The 14,776-nt window shown below is 71.1% G+C and carries 15 protein-coding genes; 4 read left to right on the top strand and 11 right to left on the bottom strand.

Annotated features, from left to right (window positions below; all coding sequences use genetic code 11):
* Nucleotides 1-96 precede the first annotated feature (96 nt).
* The gene (locus tag AC07B0_RS11560) at nucleotides 97-360 is read right to left on the bottom strand and encodes a hypothetical protein (protein WP_469378228.1); all 264 of its coding nucleotides are present in this window, start codon (nucleotides 358-360) and stop codon (nucleotides 97-99) included.
* A 110-nt stretch (nucleotides 361-470) separates the two neighbouring features.
* The gene (locus tag AC07B0_RS11555; RefSeq protein ID WP_356873755.1) at nucleotides 471-1,034 is read right to left on the bottom strand and encodes a hypothetical protein; all 564 of its coding nucleotides are present in this window, start codon (nucleotides 1,032-1,034) and stop codon (nucleotides 471-473) included.
* Nucleotides 1,035-1,363: 329 nt separating this feature from the next.
* On the opposite strand from AC07B0_RS11555, the gene AC07B0_RS11550 reads away from it, so the two are divergent.
* On the top strand, nucleotides 1,364-3,097 hold the full coding sequence (locus AC07B0_RS11550) for an FG-GAP-like repeat-containing protein (protein WP_478897748.1): 1,734 nt from the start codon (nucleotides 1,364-1,366) through the stop codon (nucleotides 3,095-3,097).
* 65 nt (nucleotides 3,098-3,162) lie between these two features.
* Here AC07B0_RS11550 and AC07B0_RS11545 read toward each other — a convergent pair whose 3' ends face one another.
* The 6 genes from AC07B0_RS11545 to AC07B0_RS11520 all read right to left on the bottom strand — a co-directional run bounded on the left by AC07B0_RS11545 (nucleotide 3,163) and on the right by AC07B0_RS11520 (nucleotide 7,095).
* The gene (locus AC07B0_RS11545) at nucleotides 3,163-4,398 is read right to left on the bottom strand and encodes a DUF6545 domain-containing protein (protein ID WP_478897746.1); all 1,236 of its coding nucleotides are present in this window, start codon (nucleotides 4,396-4,398) and stop codon (nucleotides 3,163-3,165) included.
* Between the two features lie 2 nt (nucleotides 4,399-4,400).
* On the bottom strand, nucleotides 4,401-4,955 hold the full coding sequence (locus tag AC07B0_RS11540; protein ID WP_478897744.1) for a toxin-antitoxin system, toxin component: 555 nt from the start codon (nucleotides 4,953-4,955) through the stop codon (nucleotides 4,401-4,403).
* A gap of 131 nt (nucleotides 4,956-5,086) precedes the next feature.
* Nucleotides 5,087-5,788: a hypothetical protein gene (locus tag AC07B0_RS11535; RefSeq protein WP_478897742.1), complete on the bottom strand. Its 702-nt coding sequence runs from the start codon at nucleotides 5,786-5,788 to the stop codon at nucleotides 5,087-5,089.
* Between the two features lie 218 nt (nucleotides 5,789-6,006).
* Nucleotides 6,007-6,228 carry a helix-turn-helix domain-containing protein gene (locus AC07B0_RS11530; RefSeq protein WP_469378237.1) on the bottom strand — a complete coding sequence of 74 codons (222 nt, stop codon included), beginning with the start codon at nucleotides 6,226-6,228 and terminating at the stop codon, nucleotides 6,007-6,009.
* Complete coding sequence (locus AC07B0_RS11525; RefSeq protein ID WP_478897740.1) at nucleotides 6,228-6,725, bottom strand: DUF2975 domain-containing protein; 498 nt, start codon at nucleotides 6,723-6,725, stop codon at nucleotides 6,228-6,230. The genes AC07B0_RS11530 and AC07B0_RS11525 overlap by 1 nt, the downstream gene beginning before the upstream one ends.
* Nucleotides 6,726-6,801: 76 nt before the next feature.
* The gene (locus AC07B0_RS11520) at nucleotides 6,802-7,095 is read right to left on the bottom strand and encodes a hypothetical protein (RefSeq protein WP_469378239.1); all 294 of its coding nucleotides are present in this window, start codon (nucleotides 7,093-7,095) and stop codon (nucleotides 6,802-6,804) included.
* 341 nt (nucleotides 7,096-7,436) lie between these two features.
* Between AC07B0_RS11520 and AC07B0_RS11515 the strand changes: the two genes are divergently transcribed.
* The 3 genes from AC07B0_RS11515 (at nucleotide 7,437) to AC07B0_RS11505 (ending at nucleotide 10,412) form a co-directional block, all read left to right on the top strand.
* Nucleotides 7,437-7,679 (top strand): hypothetical protein, encoded by a 243-nt coding sequence (locus AC07B0_RS11515; RefSeq protein ID WP_356873771.1) that lies wholly within the window; start codon nucleotides 7,437-7,439, stop codon nucleotides 7,677-7,679.
* Between the two features lie 7 nt (nucleotides 7,680-7,686).
* Nucleotides 7,687-9,135, top strand: coding sequence for an MbnB/TglH/ChrH family RiPP precursor modification enzyme (locus tag AC07B0_RS11510; protein WP_478897739.1), 1,449 nt, complete (start codon nucleotides 7,687-7,689; stop codon nucleotides 9,133-9,135).
* A gap of 167 nt (nucleotides 9,136-9,302) precedes the next feature.
* Entirely contained in the window at nucleotides 9,303-10,412 is a 1,110-nt protein-coding gene (locus tag AC07B0_RS11505; protein ID WP_356873775.1) for a PP2C family protein-serine/threonine phosphatase, read from the top strand.
* Between the two features lie 21 nt (nucleotides 10,413-10,433).
* Here AC07B0_RS11505 and AC07B0_RS11500 read toward each other — a convergent pair whose 3' ends face one another.
* The 3 genes from AC07B0_RS11500 to AC07B0_RS11490 form a co-directional block, all read right to left on the bottom strand.
* Nucleotides 10,434-11,849: an FAD-dependent oxidoreductase gene (locus AC07B0_RS11500; protein WP_478897737.1), complete on the bottom strand. Its 1,416-nt coding sequence runs from the start codon at nucleotides 11,847-11,849 to the stop codon at nucleotides 10,434-10,436.
* A 318-nt stretch (nucleotides 11,850-12,167) separates the two neighbouring features.
* Entirely contained in the window at nucleotides 12,168-13,430 is a 1,263-nt protein-coding gene (locus tag AC07B0_RS11495) for an NADH:flavin oxidoreductase/NADH oxidase family protein (RefSeq protein ID WP_356873779.1), read from the bottom strand.
* A gap of 96 nt (nucleotides 13,431-13,526) precedes the next feature.
* Complete coding sequence (locus AC07B0_RS11490) at nucleotides 13,527-14,738, bottom strand: FAD-dependent oxidoreductase (RefSeq protein ID WP_478897735.1); 1,212 nt, start codon at nucleotides 14,736-14,738, stop codon at nucleotides 13,527-13,529.
* Between the last annotated feature and the right edge of the window lie 38 nt (nucleotides 14,739-14,776).

Genomic DNA, 14,776 nt, shown 5'->3' with positions numbered 1-14,776 from the left:
CTTCGGCTCGGCGCAGTGCCGTTGGGTGGTCGGCTGCCCGACGGATGGTCGCCCTGGCGTCGGCGGCGGAAGCGGCCGGCCTGCGCCTCGTATCAGTCAGGCGGCGAACTGCTCGCGTACGGCGAGCAGGGCTTCGTCCAGGGCGCCCGCGACGTTCGGGTACCCCGTGAAACCGTTGTCGCACCCCGGGTCCACCTCCCAGCCCCATCCGGAATCCGTGGCCCCGCTGATGGAGGCGTAGTGGTCTCCGCTGTGGATCGTGATCGAGACACTGCCGGCGGGGAAGGCGGTGATGTCGGCGCGGGCTGTCTCGCCGAGAATCCGGCGTACGGCCTCACGGGCGCTCTGCTCCGTGGTCATGGGCATCGTCTCCTCGGGTGTGCGCCCCTGGGGGCAAGGGTGTCTTCGGGCGGGTCGCCGTGTCGGTTCTGGGCGGTGGCGCGTGTTCCGGGCTCGGCGCGGCCCTGAGCTCACGCCGGTACGGGATGGTCCCGGTCGTCGGCGGGGCTGGGCGTCGACGAGTCGTCGCCGTCCCCTTCGTCGCGGCAGTACGGGCACCACGGCATCAGGCGGTTGTGCGTGTACGCCGCCCAGTTGACTGCCAGGGTGAGGCCGATCGCCACGCTGAGGAACACGTACGCCGACCCTGGCATGCGGCCCGTCCCGAGTGCCTCGACCTGCAGCCAGAAGCTCGCTGTCTGGAGGCCGAGGGAGAGCAGGGCGACGCCCAGGAACGCGGAAGGGCGATGTGCCGCTCGTAGCGCCCATCGGGACCGGCGCCCCTGAACCGCTTCTTCCGGGTTGAGCGGCATGTCCTTGACGCATTCCGTGCAGGGTGGCCCGAACCTGTGCCGGATCTGCATCGCATTGGAGAGGGTGACGAGCAACTGGCCGGGGAGGGCGGCGACCCCGGCCCAGGAAGTCCTCCAGGTGGCGGCGAGGGCGCAGAGCAGCAAGACGAAGGCGAGCTGCTCCAGGCGGTAGCCGTAGTGGCGGTGCCTCATGTGGGAGGTCCGTCTGCGCAGGTTCGCCATGCTGAGCTCTCCTTATCGCGTTCCGGTCGTGCCCGGATTCCATGCGGATGTGAAGGCTCGTGTCCAGCAGTCGAGAGATGCGCCAGTGCAGGACGTCTCTCGATGGAAGCCCCCCGACTTCTACGGAATCATAGCTGAGCGGCTCGAAGTGAAAGCAATAAACAGATGTTGATTGTCCATCAACTTTCGTCTAGTCAAATCAGCGTGCACCGCGTAAGGTCAGGCCGCGCCCCCACTCGGATGGTCCACGGCGTGCGCGCCCCGCACTGTCGCGCTCCGGCCGCGTGAACCGGCGGCCTTCCATCCGTGTTCGTTCGAGAGTGGAAATAGTGAGTAGAAGAAGAACGCTCGGCGCATGGGCGGCCACGGGAGTCCTCGCGGCGACCGCCTTGCTCTCCAGCCTGCCGGTATCGTCCGCCGCATCGGCCACGGCTCCCGCCGGCACACCACCGGTGCGAACGATCTCGTACAACGTGTGCGGCGCGTACGCGAAGTGCCAGAGCGAGATGCCGCCGGCTGCCTGGGCCGACGGGGTGCGGGACCACGTCACGGACTGGGACGCCGACGTGACGATGCTCCAGGAGATGTGCAAGGGCCAATACGACCGGCTGCGCGAGGTGCTGCCCGACTACGCGGGCGTGTGGACCAGCACCCAGACGGCCGACGGATGCGCCAAGTGGGGTGAGGACAAGAGCTTCGGTCAGGCCCTGCTGGTCAAGGCACCGCAGAGCGAGGTCGCAGGCATGTCCGCGGAACTCACGCCGCCCGGCTTCACCGGGGAAAAGCGTTCGGTGGTCTGCGCCAAGGCACCCGTGGACGGGCGCGCCGTCCTGGCCTGCGGCACACACCTGCGGCGCGACGACGCCGCGCAGAACGACACCCCCGCCCTGCTGCAGCGGATCGAGACCTGGGCGAACGGCCTGCCGGTCATCCTGGCCGGAGACTTCAACGCCCGGCCCGACTACGCGCACATGGACCCCGTCTACGCGGGCCGGCCCGGGACGCTGTCCTTCGCCGAGGCTGACAGCACCGATCAGCAGTACTTCTCCACGGCGTGCAAGACGGCCGGTGCCACGGAGTGCCGCTCGGGCGCGCCAACCCTCGTCGACGGCGAGACCGGCACCAAGTACGTCTCGAAGTTCGACTTCACCTTCTTCACCCGCCAGGACTTCCGCGACCTGCGCAGCGAGACCGTGGAGACCGGCTACACCAAGGTGAAGGACCACCTGATGGTCCGCTCGGCGGCGGCGTTCCAGACGCGCACGCCGGTGGCCGGCGACCTCACCGGAGACGGCGTACGCGATCTGCTCGCGGTCCAGGACGACGGCTCCCTGCGCCTCTACCCCGGCCTCGGCGACGGGCGTTTCGCCCCGCACCAGGTCATCGGCGCGAGCGGCTTCGCGGGCGCCGACGTCAGCCACCGCGGAGACTGGACCGGCGACGGCCGCGAGGACGTCATCGCCCGGATCGGCGATGAGCTGTGGGTCTACCCCAACACCGGCAACGGCCACCTCGGTGAGCGCATCGCGATGGGCGAACGCCCCACCGGCTGGGCACACGCCACCATCCTCGCCGTCGGCGACGTCGACGGGGACAAGCAGCCCGATCTGGTGGGCCGCAGCGTCAACGGCCTCTACCTGCACCGCGGCAGCGTCGGCACCAACCCCACCCTGCCCCGCAACGCCGTGGTTCTGGGCGGCCCGGAGTGGAAGCCCGCCGACCTGCCCGAGATACTCGCCCCCGGCGACCTCAACCAGGACGGCCGCGCCGACCTGTGGGCCCGCGCCGCCGACGGCCAGCTGCGCCAGTTCCTGTCCGCCGGAGCGCAGGCTCTCCCCGCCCCCACCGTCATCGGCTCCGCACCGAGGACCTCGTACCCGCTGGCCGGGACGGCCGGCGACGCCAACGGAGACGGGCGGGCGGACCTGCTCCTGACCACCGCGCCGCAGGGCACCTCCACGGGTGACCTGCTGTTCCTCCCGGGCGATGCGGCGGGGACCGGATTCGGCCCGTCCGTCACCATCGGCGCGGGCGGCTGGCGCTGGATCCAGTCCCTGCGCTGACGGCGGACGACCCGACGGCGTCCCCGGAACGGTCACACCGGGGGCGCCCGCGCCGCAGGAGCGTTCTATCCGGCGGGTGCCCGGGTGACGGTGGCGGGTTCCCCCTCGGGCACGAAGGGCAGCACGCGAGAGACGCGCACGACGATGTCCGGGTACACGGCCTCAGCCGAGCGAAGCGACGCCGCGGCCCTGGCGCTCTGTTGGTCGTCCACCCCGGCCTCGCGCGCACGGTCTGCCGTGGCGGCCCGAAGCATGGTGGCGAGGCCGATGGCGACCGCCCGGTCCTCCCGCTCTCCGTGGTCCTTGGCCTCTTGGTAGGCGGCCGCGCGCACCTCGTCGCTGCAGTAGGCACGCAATTTCAGCATCCAGTCGTGGATGCTCGTGATCCGGGCCACCAGGTGCTGCTCCGGGCTCGAATACCATGGCGTGGTCAGGAGCAGGCTGTTGCCCGCACCGGTGACGGGGTGACACACGATGCGCCACAAGTGACGCAAGGCGATGATCGTCAGCAGCGGGCGCCAGACGTGCTCGCCGAGCCGGGGACCGAAGGCCGCCACCAGGAAGCCCAGCCCGATGATCACGCCTGTGAGCGACATGAGCAGCGTCGCCCCTTGGTTGAGGCCTTCCCAGTCGTGACCGGCCCACCGCGCGAGGATCGCGACCAGCTTGAACGAGCCGAACAGGACGCCGGCCAGCGAAACGACGACGAATACGAGCAACCCCGTCCGCAGCGCACCCCAACCGCGCGACACGTCGGGACACCGCCTGGCGGTGCTGAGCTCGACGGCCCACCTCCAGCACGCCCGCACGGTGGCCACGCCCGCCACGACGAAAGCAAGGAGATAGAGGACGACCATCTCCCGGATGAAGGGCGTGGTGGCGTAGTACGTGTCGAAATCCCTGGGCCGCTCGACAGGCCTGTCCCCGAGGAAGAAGAGCACGACGATGGAGGCGGTCACCAGACCGTAGCCGCGGCTCCAGGCGCGCACCCGTCGGCGCGTGCGCGCCTGTTCGTGTGCCTCGCCACGCCAGTACTCCATGAGCACCACACACGCGTACGCGATCCCGCAGATGGTGCAGTGCACCAGGAGGGCCGAGAGGTTGGCGATGCCGGTGACCCGGTTGACGAACCTGATCGTGGGCGGCGCCGACAGCAGTAGACCCGCACAGGGCAGCACGAGGAGCGCGTTCACCGCGCGGACCGTCGGGCTGCGCCACCGCCGGAGCAGGGCCGGCAGTTTCGCCAGGAAGGTCACCCCCAGCACGGCCGCCGACACGTAGTAGTTGACGCCTTCGTACACGCTCAGCCTTCCAGTGACGCCTTGATGCGGCCGACCAGGCCTTCCCCCGATGCCGGGTCGCCCTTCCTCCCCAGGTACGGGCGGAACTTGGCGCCCACCAGACGTCCGAAGGTCTCCGCGCGCCGTTCCTCGTCGTCGAGGTCGACGTCCCCGCGCGCGGCCACGTGGGCCAGAGCGTCGGCCAACTGCCAACGGTCTCCGAGCAACCGGGCCGCTGCGTCTCCGGCGAGCCCGCCGTGCCCGCCGTGTCCGCCGGGCCGGCCGTGGTGCGCCTCTTTGCGATGCCACAGTTCATGGGCCGCGATCACGATCTGGTGGAGCGGTGAGGTGTTTTCCTCCACCACGATCAGGTCGAAGTCGCCCATGTCGATCCAGAGCCCGCTGACGGTGTCGGCCGGAAAGGACTCGAACATCACTCGGACTTCGCGCCCCGCGGTGGCCGCGACGTGCGCGCACAGCGCCTGGATCAGTTCGCGCGGCTGTTGCGGCACTGGCCGACCGACCCCGGCGAAGAGTTCGTCCCGGTATCGCTTCATCTCGCGGGAGGTGCCCAGCACGTACCCCACCTCGTCCCCCTATGTCGTACCGCACCGGCGTCCGAACCCACCGGAGCTGCTCCCGCGCGGGCCGGTCTCCCCTTGACCGGCCAGGTGGTGGTGGGCAGCACGTCACAAGGACGTCGGTCCCCCTATTTCTCCCGCGCCCGTTCTTCGCGGGCCCGCCTGGCGACGGACTCGATCAGGGCGATCAGCGGCTGTGCGGTGTCGTCGGGAACCTCGGCCAGAGCCCGGGCCGCGTAGGCGACGATGCCGAGTTCGGAGTCGCCGCCACCGGGTCCGGCGCTCTTGAGCCTTTCGAGATCCTGGCTCTGACGCTCGACGGTCTTCTCCAGGAGATCCTTGTGGATTTGCTGGAGGACCCGGTCCAAGGCGTCGTCAGGCGGATCCACCAGGAACTCGATCTTCTCTCCGAAGAAACCCGCGATGCCTGCGGCGTGGTCGAGGTTCGGCGCTTTGCCGGCCCTGATCATCTTGTCGAGCCACTGGGCGCTCGTCCCGGCCCCGGCCGCGATCTCCGCGAGTGAGTACGGCCGCAGGCTCCCGTCCGAGGAACCCTTCAGTCTGGTCCTGCGCAGGAAGAGGATCCGGTCGACCACCTGGCGGTGGCGCTCTTCCGCATCGGTCGTCCCGCGGACTCCCTGAGGGGGCGTGGTGCCCCGCCGTCCGCGCAACAGTGATTCCACCTGCTCCGGAGGCAACCCCGAGGCGAAGGACAGACCGCCCTCACCTTCCACCCGCAGCACTTCGGCACGGGTGAGCCCCACCCGTTCTGCCAGGGAGGCGATGCGCCGCGCGGTCTCCACGGGATCGGGAGTAGCTCTTTCACTCACGCAAACTCCCGGGACGGCTGGTGGATGGCGATGCGGACGGTCCTGCTGAGCCAGACAGTAACGTCACTGCCATAGCCGGGCAACCATGGCTGAATTTCGTCAACCAACGTTGTTATACCAGCCGGAACCCCGCGCCGGTGCGACGGGCTGCCCGCCGAACTCTCGGCCGGCGGGCAGCGCCGGTGGTGCGAGGACCGGTTGGCGACGTTCCACAACTGCTAACCCTCGTCCGCCTCGTCGGGCGTCCAGCGCAACACGTCGCCGGGCTGGCAGTCGAGCGTGCGGCAGATCGCGTCGAGCGTGGTGAAGCGGACCGCCTTCGCCCGGCCGTTCTTCAGCACCGCGATGTTGGCGGGACTGATCCCGACGGCGGCGGCGAACTCCGCGACCGAGAGCTTGCGTTGGGCCAGCAGTACGTCGATGTCGACGATGATGGCCATCAAACGACCCCGGCGAGTTCGCTCTTCATGGAGGTCGCGTTGCGCAGCAGGCCGCGCATGATGACGATGAGCATGACCAGGCAGGCCCCGACGCCGGTGGTCGCGGTCGCGGCGGCCAGGGCGCTGATGAGCTCCATACCGTCACCGGGGGAGGGGATGTCGGCGACCGTCAGGTGGCAGGTGACGGCGAGAGCCAGGAGTGTCGCCGCGACGATGGCTCCGATGATGGTGTCGACCCACCGGAAGGCCGCCGAGGAGAAGATCGCATCACGTTCGACCATGGTGAGCAGCCTCCACGCCGCGGCGAGGACGACCTGAACGCAGGCGACCCCTGCGATGGCAACCACCGTGTACGGCAAGGCGTACGGGGCGTACGGAGCGAATCGGTCGACCTCGTCGGCCGCCGTGGTGGGGATGACGACGAGCTGGCCGAAGAGGCCGAAGAGGATCGCCATGGCGATGCCACCGCGAAGCACGGTGATGAAGAAGCGATGCATGCATCGATAATCGATCGATTGTGATCGATAGTCAATGGATCCCTGTCGGTCGTTCCTGTCCCCGGTCGGCGTGCGCCTACTCGTGGGGCTGGTGGTCGGTCATGTCCATCGCCACCTCGTAGGAGAGTTCGTAGTCCGCCCCGCGCTTCACGAAGCGGGTGGTCCGGATGCCTCCCCCCAGATCCGCATCGCTCAGCGACAGCGAGCCGATGACGTCCCACACGCTGCCGTCCGCCGCCGGTCTCACGGCCAGTTCGAGGACGCCGGATCCCACCAGGGGGCGGGTCACCTCGGGCCTTCTCGTCTCGCCGGTGCTCGCGTCGTCCTGCCAGACCTCCTCCCCGTCCCAGAGGAGCTTGACCCGGTCCACACCGTGGATCCCGGGCGCCTGAGGCGACGAGCAGAAGAGGGTGGGGACTCTGACCTCATAGGCATGCGACATCATCGACTCCGTGATGGTGGGTACCGCCGGTTTCGGCCTCCGCCTGCGGGGCCGGGTCCCGGACGGCACCGCCCCTGCCCGACCACCCTCACCCGGTCCCCCGAGGTTGACCACAGCTCGCCGCCAACCAGGTGAGCGGGACCGCTCTCCCGGTGCCGATCACGCGCGCCTCCTCACCGACCACGACGGCGATGCGCCAGGATCACCCGTCGAGGGCGCAGCACATCGGCTCCACGGGAGTGGGCTGCGGCCAGAACGGAGGACCCGTCATGTCGAACAGCACGATCAGGGGGCCCGTGCCCGACCCGTGGCGACCCGTCAACGTCACCGTACCGGTGTCCTTGGCGAACGACCTCGACCAGATGCAGGACGTCATCAAGAACGTCATGGACCAACTCGGCTGCCCCACCTGTCACTCGGGGTTCGACCTCCGGATCAACATCGCCAAGGACTTCGTGGTGAACCCGGCCGGCCAGGTCCAGCAGGGCGTCGCCATCTCCTTCGGCGGTTAGCGGGACCATGACGCGGCTCGGCGTGGGCCTCACCTACGTCCCCGGCCTCGACCCGGTGCTGGACGCCTGCGCCGACGTGCTGGACGTCGTGGAGATCGAACCGCAGACGCTCTGGCGGTCCCGCACGGACGGCGCGATCTCCACGGACGAGGACGTACTGCGCCGACTGGCGGACCTGCCGGGCAGCCGGCTGCTTCACGGAGTCGGCAACCCCGTCGGGGGTTGCCGACTGCCCGACCGGAGGAACGCCGCACTCTTCGGAGAACTCGCCGAACGGCTCGGAGCGCCGTGGGTGAGCGAACACCTCGCGTTCAACCGGGTCGGCGGCGCGGGATCGGACTTCCACACCGGTTTCATGCTTCCGCCCCGCCAGACGCCCGACGGCGTCCGGTACGCGGTCCGGTCGGTCCGGGCGATGGCGGACGCGCTCCCGGTGCCGCTGGCGGTGGAGATCGGCGCCAATTACCTCCGGCCACGCCCCGGCGAACTGTCCGACGGGAAGTTCGTGTCCGGTGTGGTCGAGGGCAGCGGCTGCGGCCTGCTCCTCGACCTGCACAACGTCCTCGCCAACGAACGCAACGGCCGCGGCCGTGTGGACGACCTGCTCGCGGCCCTGCCGCTGGAGCGAGTGTGGGAGGTGCACCTGGCCGGGGGTTTCGCACACCGGGGGTACTGGCTGGACGCCCACAGCGGCCTTCCCGACGAGGACCTGCTGGCACTCGCCGAAAGGGTCCTGCCCCGCTTGCCGGCGCTCCGGGCGGTCCTGTTCGAAGTGACGCCCTCGGCCGTGCCGCGGCTCGACGCCCAGGCCGTCCGCGATCTGCTGATCAGGGTGCGCGAGACGTGGCCTGGCCGCTGCCCGGCGCCGCTCCCGCCTCCGACGTCCGCGCCGCCGCTCCCCGACGGCACGGGAGATCCCGGTCGGGACACGATCAGCCCACAGGAGTGGGAGCACACCCTCGGCAGCCTGGCGATCGGGCGCGACCTCGACACCCCGCTGGCCAGGGACCTCGCGGCGGACCCCGCCCTCCCCCTGCTCCGTGAACTGATCGGAGAGTTCCGGGGCAGCGCCCTGGCCGGCGCCCTCCGCTACACCCTGAGGCTGCTCCTGCTCACCCTCGGCGAGCCCGGCACCCGCGAGCTGCTGGGCGGCTTCATGCGCACGCATCCGCCCCAGCCCTTCGCCTCGCAGGAGGCATGCGCGTTCGCGGACCACCTGCGGCGCGTCCGCCCCTCGGTCCGCTGGCTGAGCGACGTACTCGAACTGGACCTCGGGCTCGTCCGGGCGCGGCTCGACGGCCGGCCCTGCACGGTCACCCTCGGCACCGACCCGATGGCCCTGCTCACGGACCTGGGGGCGGGGCGACTGCCGGCCTCTCCCCGACGCGCCTCCTTCCAGGTCCAGCTCGTCGACGACAGCCGCCCGGAAACCCACCTGGCCCCTTCCACTCAATAGAATGCATGTTCGGATAGAGGGGGGCTCTGAGGGTGGTGCGGCAAAGGCCGGGCGGGAATCCGAGGGGTGCGCGGGCCTCGGGGGCGACTCGTCGGGCATGGGGCGGGTGGGTAGCCGACTCCGTCCGCCAGAGCGCTTTGCCCCTATTGCCCGGATAGTCTAGGGGTGTGATCGAGTCTGGACGGCCGCGGCTCCGTCGGCGTTACGGCCGGGGGAGATTTGTGCGGCTGTCGCCGGTCATCTTGACCGTCGTGATCGCCAGCCTGGCCTATGCCACTCCGCCGGAAATGGCCTTCAGCCGTCTCCTGCCCGCCGCCCCGGCCCTGGCCGCCGCCATGTGGCCGGTACTCCCCACCGTCCTGCTCGGGACGGTCTGCCTCCTCCTGATGATCGGCCTGGGCCTCGTCTTCCCCGATCTGGGAACGTGGTGGACGGCCGCCGGGATCGTCGCGGTCACCGTGGCCGCCGCGTACGGAAGCCACGCCCGGCTCCAGCGGGAGCGCACCCTCTTCCAGGTAAGGCTCGTCGCCGACGCGGCACAGCAAGTGGTGCTGAGCCCCATGCCGCGCCGCTTCGGAAGCGTCGAGATCGAGTCGCTGTACCTCGCGGCAGCGGCGGAGGCCCGCATCGGCGGGGACTTCTACGAGGTGGTCGACACGCCCTACGGGGTCAGGCTGCTCATCGGCGACGTACGGGGCAAGGGCCTGCCCGCGGTCGGGGCGGCCGCGGCGATCGTCAACGCCTTCCGGGAGGCGGCCTACGACGAGACCGACATGGTCGACGTCGCCCGCAGGATGGACGCCAGCAGCACCCGCTACAACGCCGCCTTCCCCCCCGACGGGCCGATGGAGCGGTTCGCCACCGCCCTCCTCGTCGAAATCCCGCACGAGGGCAGACACATCGACATCCTCAACTGCGGACACCCCCCACCACTGCTCCTGAGCCCCAGCGAACTCCATGTCCTCGAAACCGCCACCCCCTCACCCCTGCTCAGCCTCGCGGAGCTGATCGGAGACCACTACACCGTCGACACCTTCGACTTCGCCCCCGGCGACCTGCTGCTCCTCTACACCGACGGGATCGCCGAGGCCCGCGCCCGCGACGGCGAGTTCTTCCCACTGGCCGCCTGGATGCGTCGACAGCCCCCGACGCCGCCCCGTGAACTGCTCACGGCCCTTCACCGCGACCTCGTGCACTACAGCAGGGGACGCCTCGACGATGACATCGCCGCCCTCGCCGTACGCCTGGGCGAACCCGGAGGCGCGCAGTCCCGCTGATCGGCCGGAGCCCGAGGCCGGTCACGGGGTGGGTGTCGGGGCGGGCCGGCCGTGGAGCACCGCTTCCTCGACGGGGGTCAGGGCGGGCCCGTCCAAGGGCGGGAGACGCGGCCCGCGGATCGCGCAGAAGAGCACCCGCGGCGAGGCGAGCACCATGACGCTCGCCCGGAGGGTCATGACGTCGGTGAGGGCCTTGACCACGGTGAAGTCCGAGCCGGCGGTCGTGACGAGCCGGTTGATGTACCGGGCGGAGAGGCGATCGGCGAAGTTGGGCGTCTTCCCGACCGACCCGGGGAAAGCGGCGTCCTGGCCCACGGCGAGCAGCCATGCGGCCGCCGCGGGCCGGGAGATCGCACGCTGTGCGCGCCGCGCGAACCCCTTCGACGAGATGCCGTGCTTCATGGCCACCCCACGCAGGGCCCGCGCACCCTGGGCCGCCGTGGACATGCCGTGCCCGTAGATCGGGTTGAGCGCTGTGGCGGAGTCCCCGAGCGCGATGAAGCCCTCGACGCCGGTCTTCTCGTAGTGGCGGCGCCGGTTGGCCGTGTTCCGGGCGACCGCCACCGGGCCGAGGGGCTCGGCCCGGTCCAGGAACTCGGCTATGAGTGGGGCTCGCATCCGGCGGGCGAACGACGTGAAGTGGGCCTCGTCGCTGGTGGGCTCGCCGCCACGGGTGCCGGAGAGGCTGACCATCCACGCGCCGCCCTCGACCGGGAGGATGGTGCCGGCCGTACCGGGCCCGTCCAGTCGGGCATCGGCCTGAACGTTGACGACGGGCCAGTCGGCGGTGTCGACGGGCGCCTTGTAGCGCCGGCTCGCGTAGGTGACCCCCGCGTCGACGACGCTCTCGGTGACGGCCGGGACACCCAACTCGGCGAGCCAGGCCGGGGCCCGCGAGGAGCGGCCCGTGGCATCGACGACCAGGTCGGCCCCGAAGGCCTCCTCGGTGCCGTCCGCGCGCCGGACGACCGCACCGGTGACCCGGGCGCGGGTGCCGAGGAGGCGGACCGGCTCGGCCCCGGCCAGCAGCCGGACTCCCGGAAGCGCCAGAGCCTGGGTGCGGACGGCCCAGTCGACGAGGTCACGGCCGGCGGTGATGACGTACTGCGCTTCGGGCCAGCACCGCCGGTACCACCCGCCGGGGGAGAACGAGACCATGCCGTTGGGAATGGGCACCCGGTGCGCGCCGGCGCTCAGCCACATGTCGGTGGTCCCGGGGAGGAGCGATTCGATCGCGTCGGCTCCGCCGGACCAGAGCAGGTGGGCGTGGCGGGTCTGGGGAAGTCCGCGACGGGGCCGCGGGGTGTCGGGCAGGGCGTGCCGTTCGACGATGTCGACGCCGTCGCTGTACGGAGCGAGGGCGGCCGCGGCCAGCGTGCCGCTCAACCCGCCTCCGAGGACGAGGACTCGGGGACGGCGCGGAGGGGTGGTGGCCATGCGGGTCTGCTCTCTGCCCCGGCGCTGGCCGGTATGGCGGAAGTCGAGTGGAGCGCCGATGCGGAGCTCTAGAATCCGATGATGATCACTACGCGGTTTGTCGGAGGTCCTCTCGAGGGCGTCGAGGGGATCCAGGCCACCGAGGTGACCCTGGCCGCGCACAGTGGCAGTCGTGAGATCGGGCGCTACGTGCGGGGTCCCGATCAGGGTGGCGTGGCGGTCTACCAGTGGGTGCCCGCCCCGGAGGGGCAGGGGGGCCTTCCCGAGCAGGTGTGAACGGGTTCGGCACCAGCGGTCGCGCCCGCCGGTTCCGGTCCGTCAGCCGCTGATGGGCGTGGTCTCCTCCGGCGCCGGGTTCTGGGCGAGCCACTGCCCGTACGCCCGGATCATCCCTCGGTTGCGCAGGGTGTCACGGGTGAGGGCGAGGCGTGCGGAGGTCCGGGTACGGGGCGGCCGGCCGCGGGAGATGCGGCTCATGTGCGCCCGGACGAGGGCCAGGACGCCCGCGCTGGCGATGTCCGTGTCCCGCCAGTTGAGGCGTGGTGCGGTGACCTCGACGTCCTCTCCCCGCTGCCAGCGCGTGGGCAGGTCGGGACGGAGCGCCAGGGCGGTCGCCAGACCCACCATCGCGAAACCGCTGGCCAGGACCCGCTCGGCGGACGCGCGCCGACCGATGCCCCCCGTCAGCATGAGCGGCATGGGCGCGGAGGCGACGAGCCGTTCGGCGATGGCGAGGAAGTACGCCTCCCGGCCGAGTTGCCGGTCGTCGGCCGTACGGCCCATGGTCGCGGCGCTCTCCATGCTCCCGCCGGACAGTTCCACCAGGTCCACGTCGAGGTCCTTGAGGAAGGTGAGCACCCGTTCGACCTCGTCGACGTCGAATCCGCCGCGCTGGAAATCAGCGGTGTTGATCTTGATGCTGACGGCGAAGCCCGGGGAAACCGCCGTGCGTACCGCGCGTACGGCTTCCAACAGGAGCCTGGCCCTGTTCTCCAGGCTGCCGCCCCACCGGTCGGTGCGGCGGTTGACGAGGGGCGAGAGGAACTGGCTGAGGAGGTAGCCGTGGGCCGCGTGGATCTGGACGCCGTGGAACCCGCTCTCCTCCGCGAGACGCGCCGTGGTGGCGAACCGGCCGATCGTGGCCTGGATGTCCGCCTCGGCCATCGCGGTGGGGCGGGCGAACGCGCTGGTGTGCTTCCCGAGGCTGACGCCGATGGCGGACGGCGCCCATGCGACACCGGGCAGGTCGGACCGTACCTGCCGACCGGGGTGGTTGATCTGCATCCAGACCTGTCCGCCCTCCGAGCCGGCCGCGGCCGCCCAGCGGCGGAAGGGGGCCAGGTCGGTTTCGGAGTCGAGCACGATCGTTCCCGGAGACGTGAGGGCCCGCCGGTCCACCATCACGTTGCCGGTGACGATCAGTCCGCTCCCGCCGCGCGCCCAACTGCGGTAGAGCTCTTCGATCTCCGGCCCGGGCAGCTGGCCGGGCTGGCGGGCGAGGCTCTCCTCCATGGCGGCCTTCGCGATTCGGTTCGCAATGCGGTTGCCGTTCCGCAAGACGAGAGGTGTGGACAGGTACATGGAAGATTCCCCTCTGGATGTCGTCACGTGAAGTGCGGTCGTGGCCCGCGGCTACGGTGCCTTCCTCGGCCCGTGCCGGGCCCGGCCGGTTCCGGCTCAGCGGGAGCGCAACCCCAGGACCCGGCCCGCTGCCGCCCGTGCGAGCGCGAGGCGTTCGGACAGGCTCGGGGCGACGGGCCTGAACCGGCCCCCGCCCATCGGACCCGTCCGGGGATCGGACCACAGCTGGGCGACCTCTTCGGCGATCGCCTGCTGGGCCTTGCGGGACGCCGTCGGGTGGCTGATGCCCCGTCCGAGTGCCACGCGCAGGGCCCGGGCGGCCGCCTCGGCCGCCAGCGGCCCCCGCGCGTCCAGGGGACTGAAGGTCGCCAGGGCGTCTCCGACGACGACGAGGCCGCGGGGCCCGCGGACGCGCTCGTACCGGTGCCAGCGCAGGGCCGGAGTGGGTGAGACGACCACGTCGCCCACGGGCTCCGCGCCGTCGATGAGCCGGCCCACGCTCGGGTCCGGCAGGGCCAGCGCGGCGGCGGTGAAGGCGTCCGCGCAGGCGATCCGTTCGCGATCCGAGGAGGTCTGGGTGACGGCCCACAGTCCGTCCTCGACCGGAACGAGCACCGCGCTGCGGGCGCCGTCCGCGACGGCGGTGAGGGGAACGTCGGCCTGTCCTTCCGGCGCCCGGTAGAGACGGCCTGCGGAGAACCCGGGTGTGCCGCGCGTGGTGACCGGCGCGGGGGCGGTGCCGAGATCGCTCAGCCAGGCCGCGGTGCACGCGTCCGCGCCGCTCGCGTCGACGATGAGCTGGGCGGTGACCTCCTGCTCCGTCCCGTCCTCGAACCGCACGCGCGCCCCGAGCACCGCGGACTGGTCACCTATCAGCCCGACGGCCCGGGCGCCGTCCACGATGCTGGTGTCCCGCTCGCGCGCGGGGTTGGCGACGACGACCTCGCGCAGCACGCCGGTCAGGAGGTCGCGGCTGCAGGTGAGCACCTCACGCGTTCCCCAGGCCCGCGGGCGCGTCCGCGACAGGTGGTCGCCGACGGGGAGGGGGAACGTCCGAGCACCTCGTTGCCGCAGCATCGCACCCGATCCGTACGCCAGGTCGTTGACGTCCCACATGCCGCCGACGTGGAGGACCTCGCCGTGCCGAGCGGGTTCGCGGTCCGCTCCCCGCGGGTGGGCGGCGGACGGACCGCCCGCCAGCACGAGGACGTCGTATCCGGCCAGGGCGACCACGGAGGCGGCGAGCAGGCCCGCGTACCCCCCGCCGATGATCAGGGCTTCGACGTGCTTGGGGTGTGTGGTGGTCATGGTCATCTCTCTGTGAGGGGCCTCAGTGCGGCGGAGGG

This window comes from Streptomyces sp. NPDC044704, assembly GCF_056433525.1.
Note: the sequence above shows the minus strand (reverse complement) of the source record. Positions and strands in the feature narration are given on the sequence as shown.

What these genes read in the sequence shown, in the direction of transcription:
- AC07B0_RS11560 (WP_469378228.1), bottom strand. Translation starts at nt 360, where the DNA reads ATGACCACGGAGCAGAGCGCCCGTGAGGCCGTACGCCGGATTCTCGGC.
- AC07B0_RS11525 (WP_478897740.1), bottom strand. Translation starts at nt 6,725, where the DNA reads ATGCATCGCTTCTTCATCACCGTGCTTCGCGGTGGCATCGCCATGGCG.
- AC07B0_RS11510 (WP_478897739.1), top strand. Translation starts at nt 7,687, where the DNA reads ATGACGCGGCTCGGCGTGGGCCTCACCTACGTCCCCGGCCTCGACCCG.
- AC07B0_RS11530 (WP_469378237.1), bottom strand. Translation starts at nt 6,228, where the DNA reads ATGGCCATCATCGTCGACATCGACGTACTGCTGGCCCAACGCAAGCTC.
- AC07B0_RS11515 (WP_356873771.1), top strand. Translation starts at nt 7,437, where the DNA reads ATGTCGAACAGCACGATCAGGGGGCCCGTGCCCGACCCGTGGCGACCC.
- AC07B0_RS11490 (WP_478897735.1), bottom strand. Translation starts at nt 14,738, where the DNA reads ATGACCACCACACACCCCAAGCACGTCGAAGCCCTGATCATCGGCGGG.
- AC07B0_RS11555 (WP_356873755.1), bottom strand. Translation starts at nt 1,034, where the DNA reads ATGGCGAACCTGCGCAGACGGACCTCCCACATGAGGCACCGCCACTAC.
- AC07B0_RS11495 (WP_356873779.1), bottom strand. Translation starts at nt 13,430, where the DNA reads ATGTACCTGTCCACACCTCTCGTCTTGCGGAACGGCAACCGCATTGCG.
- AC07B0_RS11500 (WP_478897737.1), bottom strand. Translation starts at nt 11,849, where the DNA reads ATGGCCACCACCCCTCCGCGCCGTCCCCGAGTCCTCGTCCTCGGAGGC.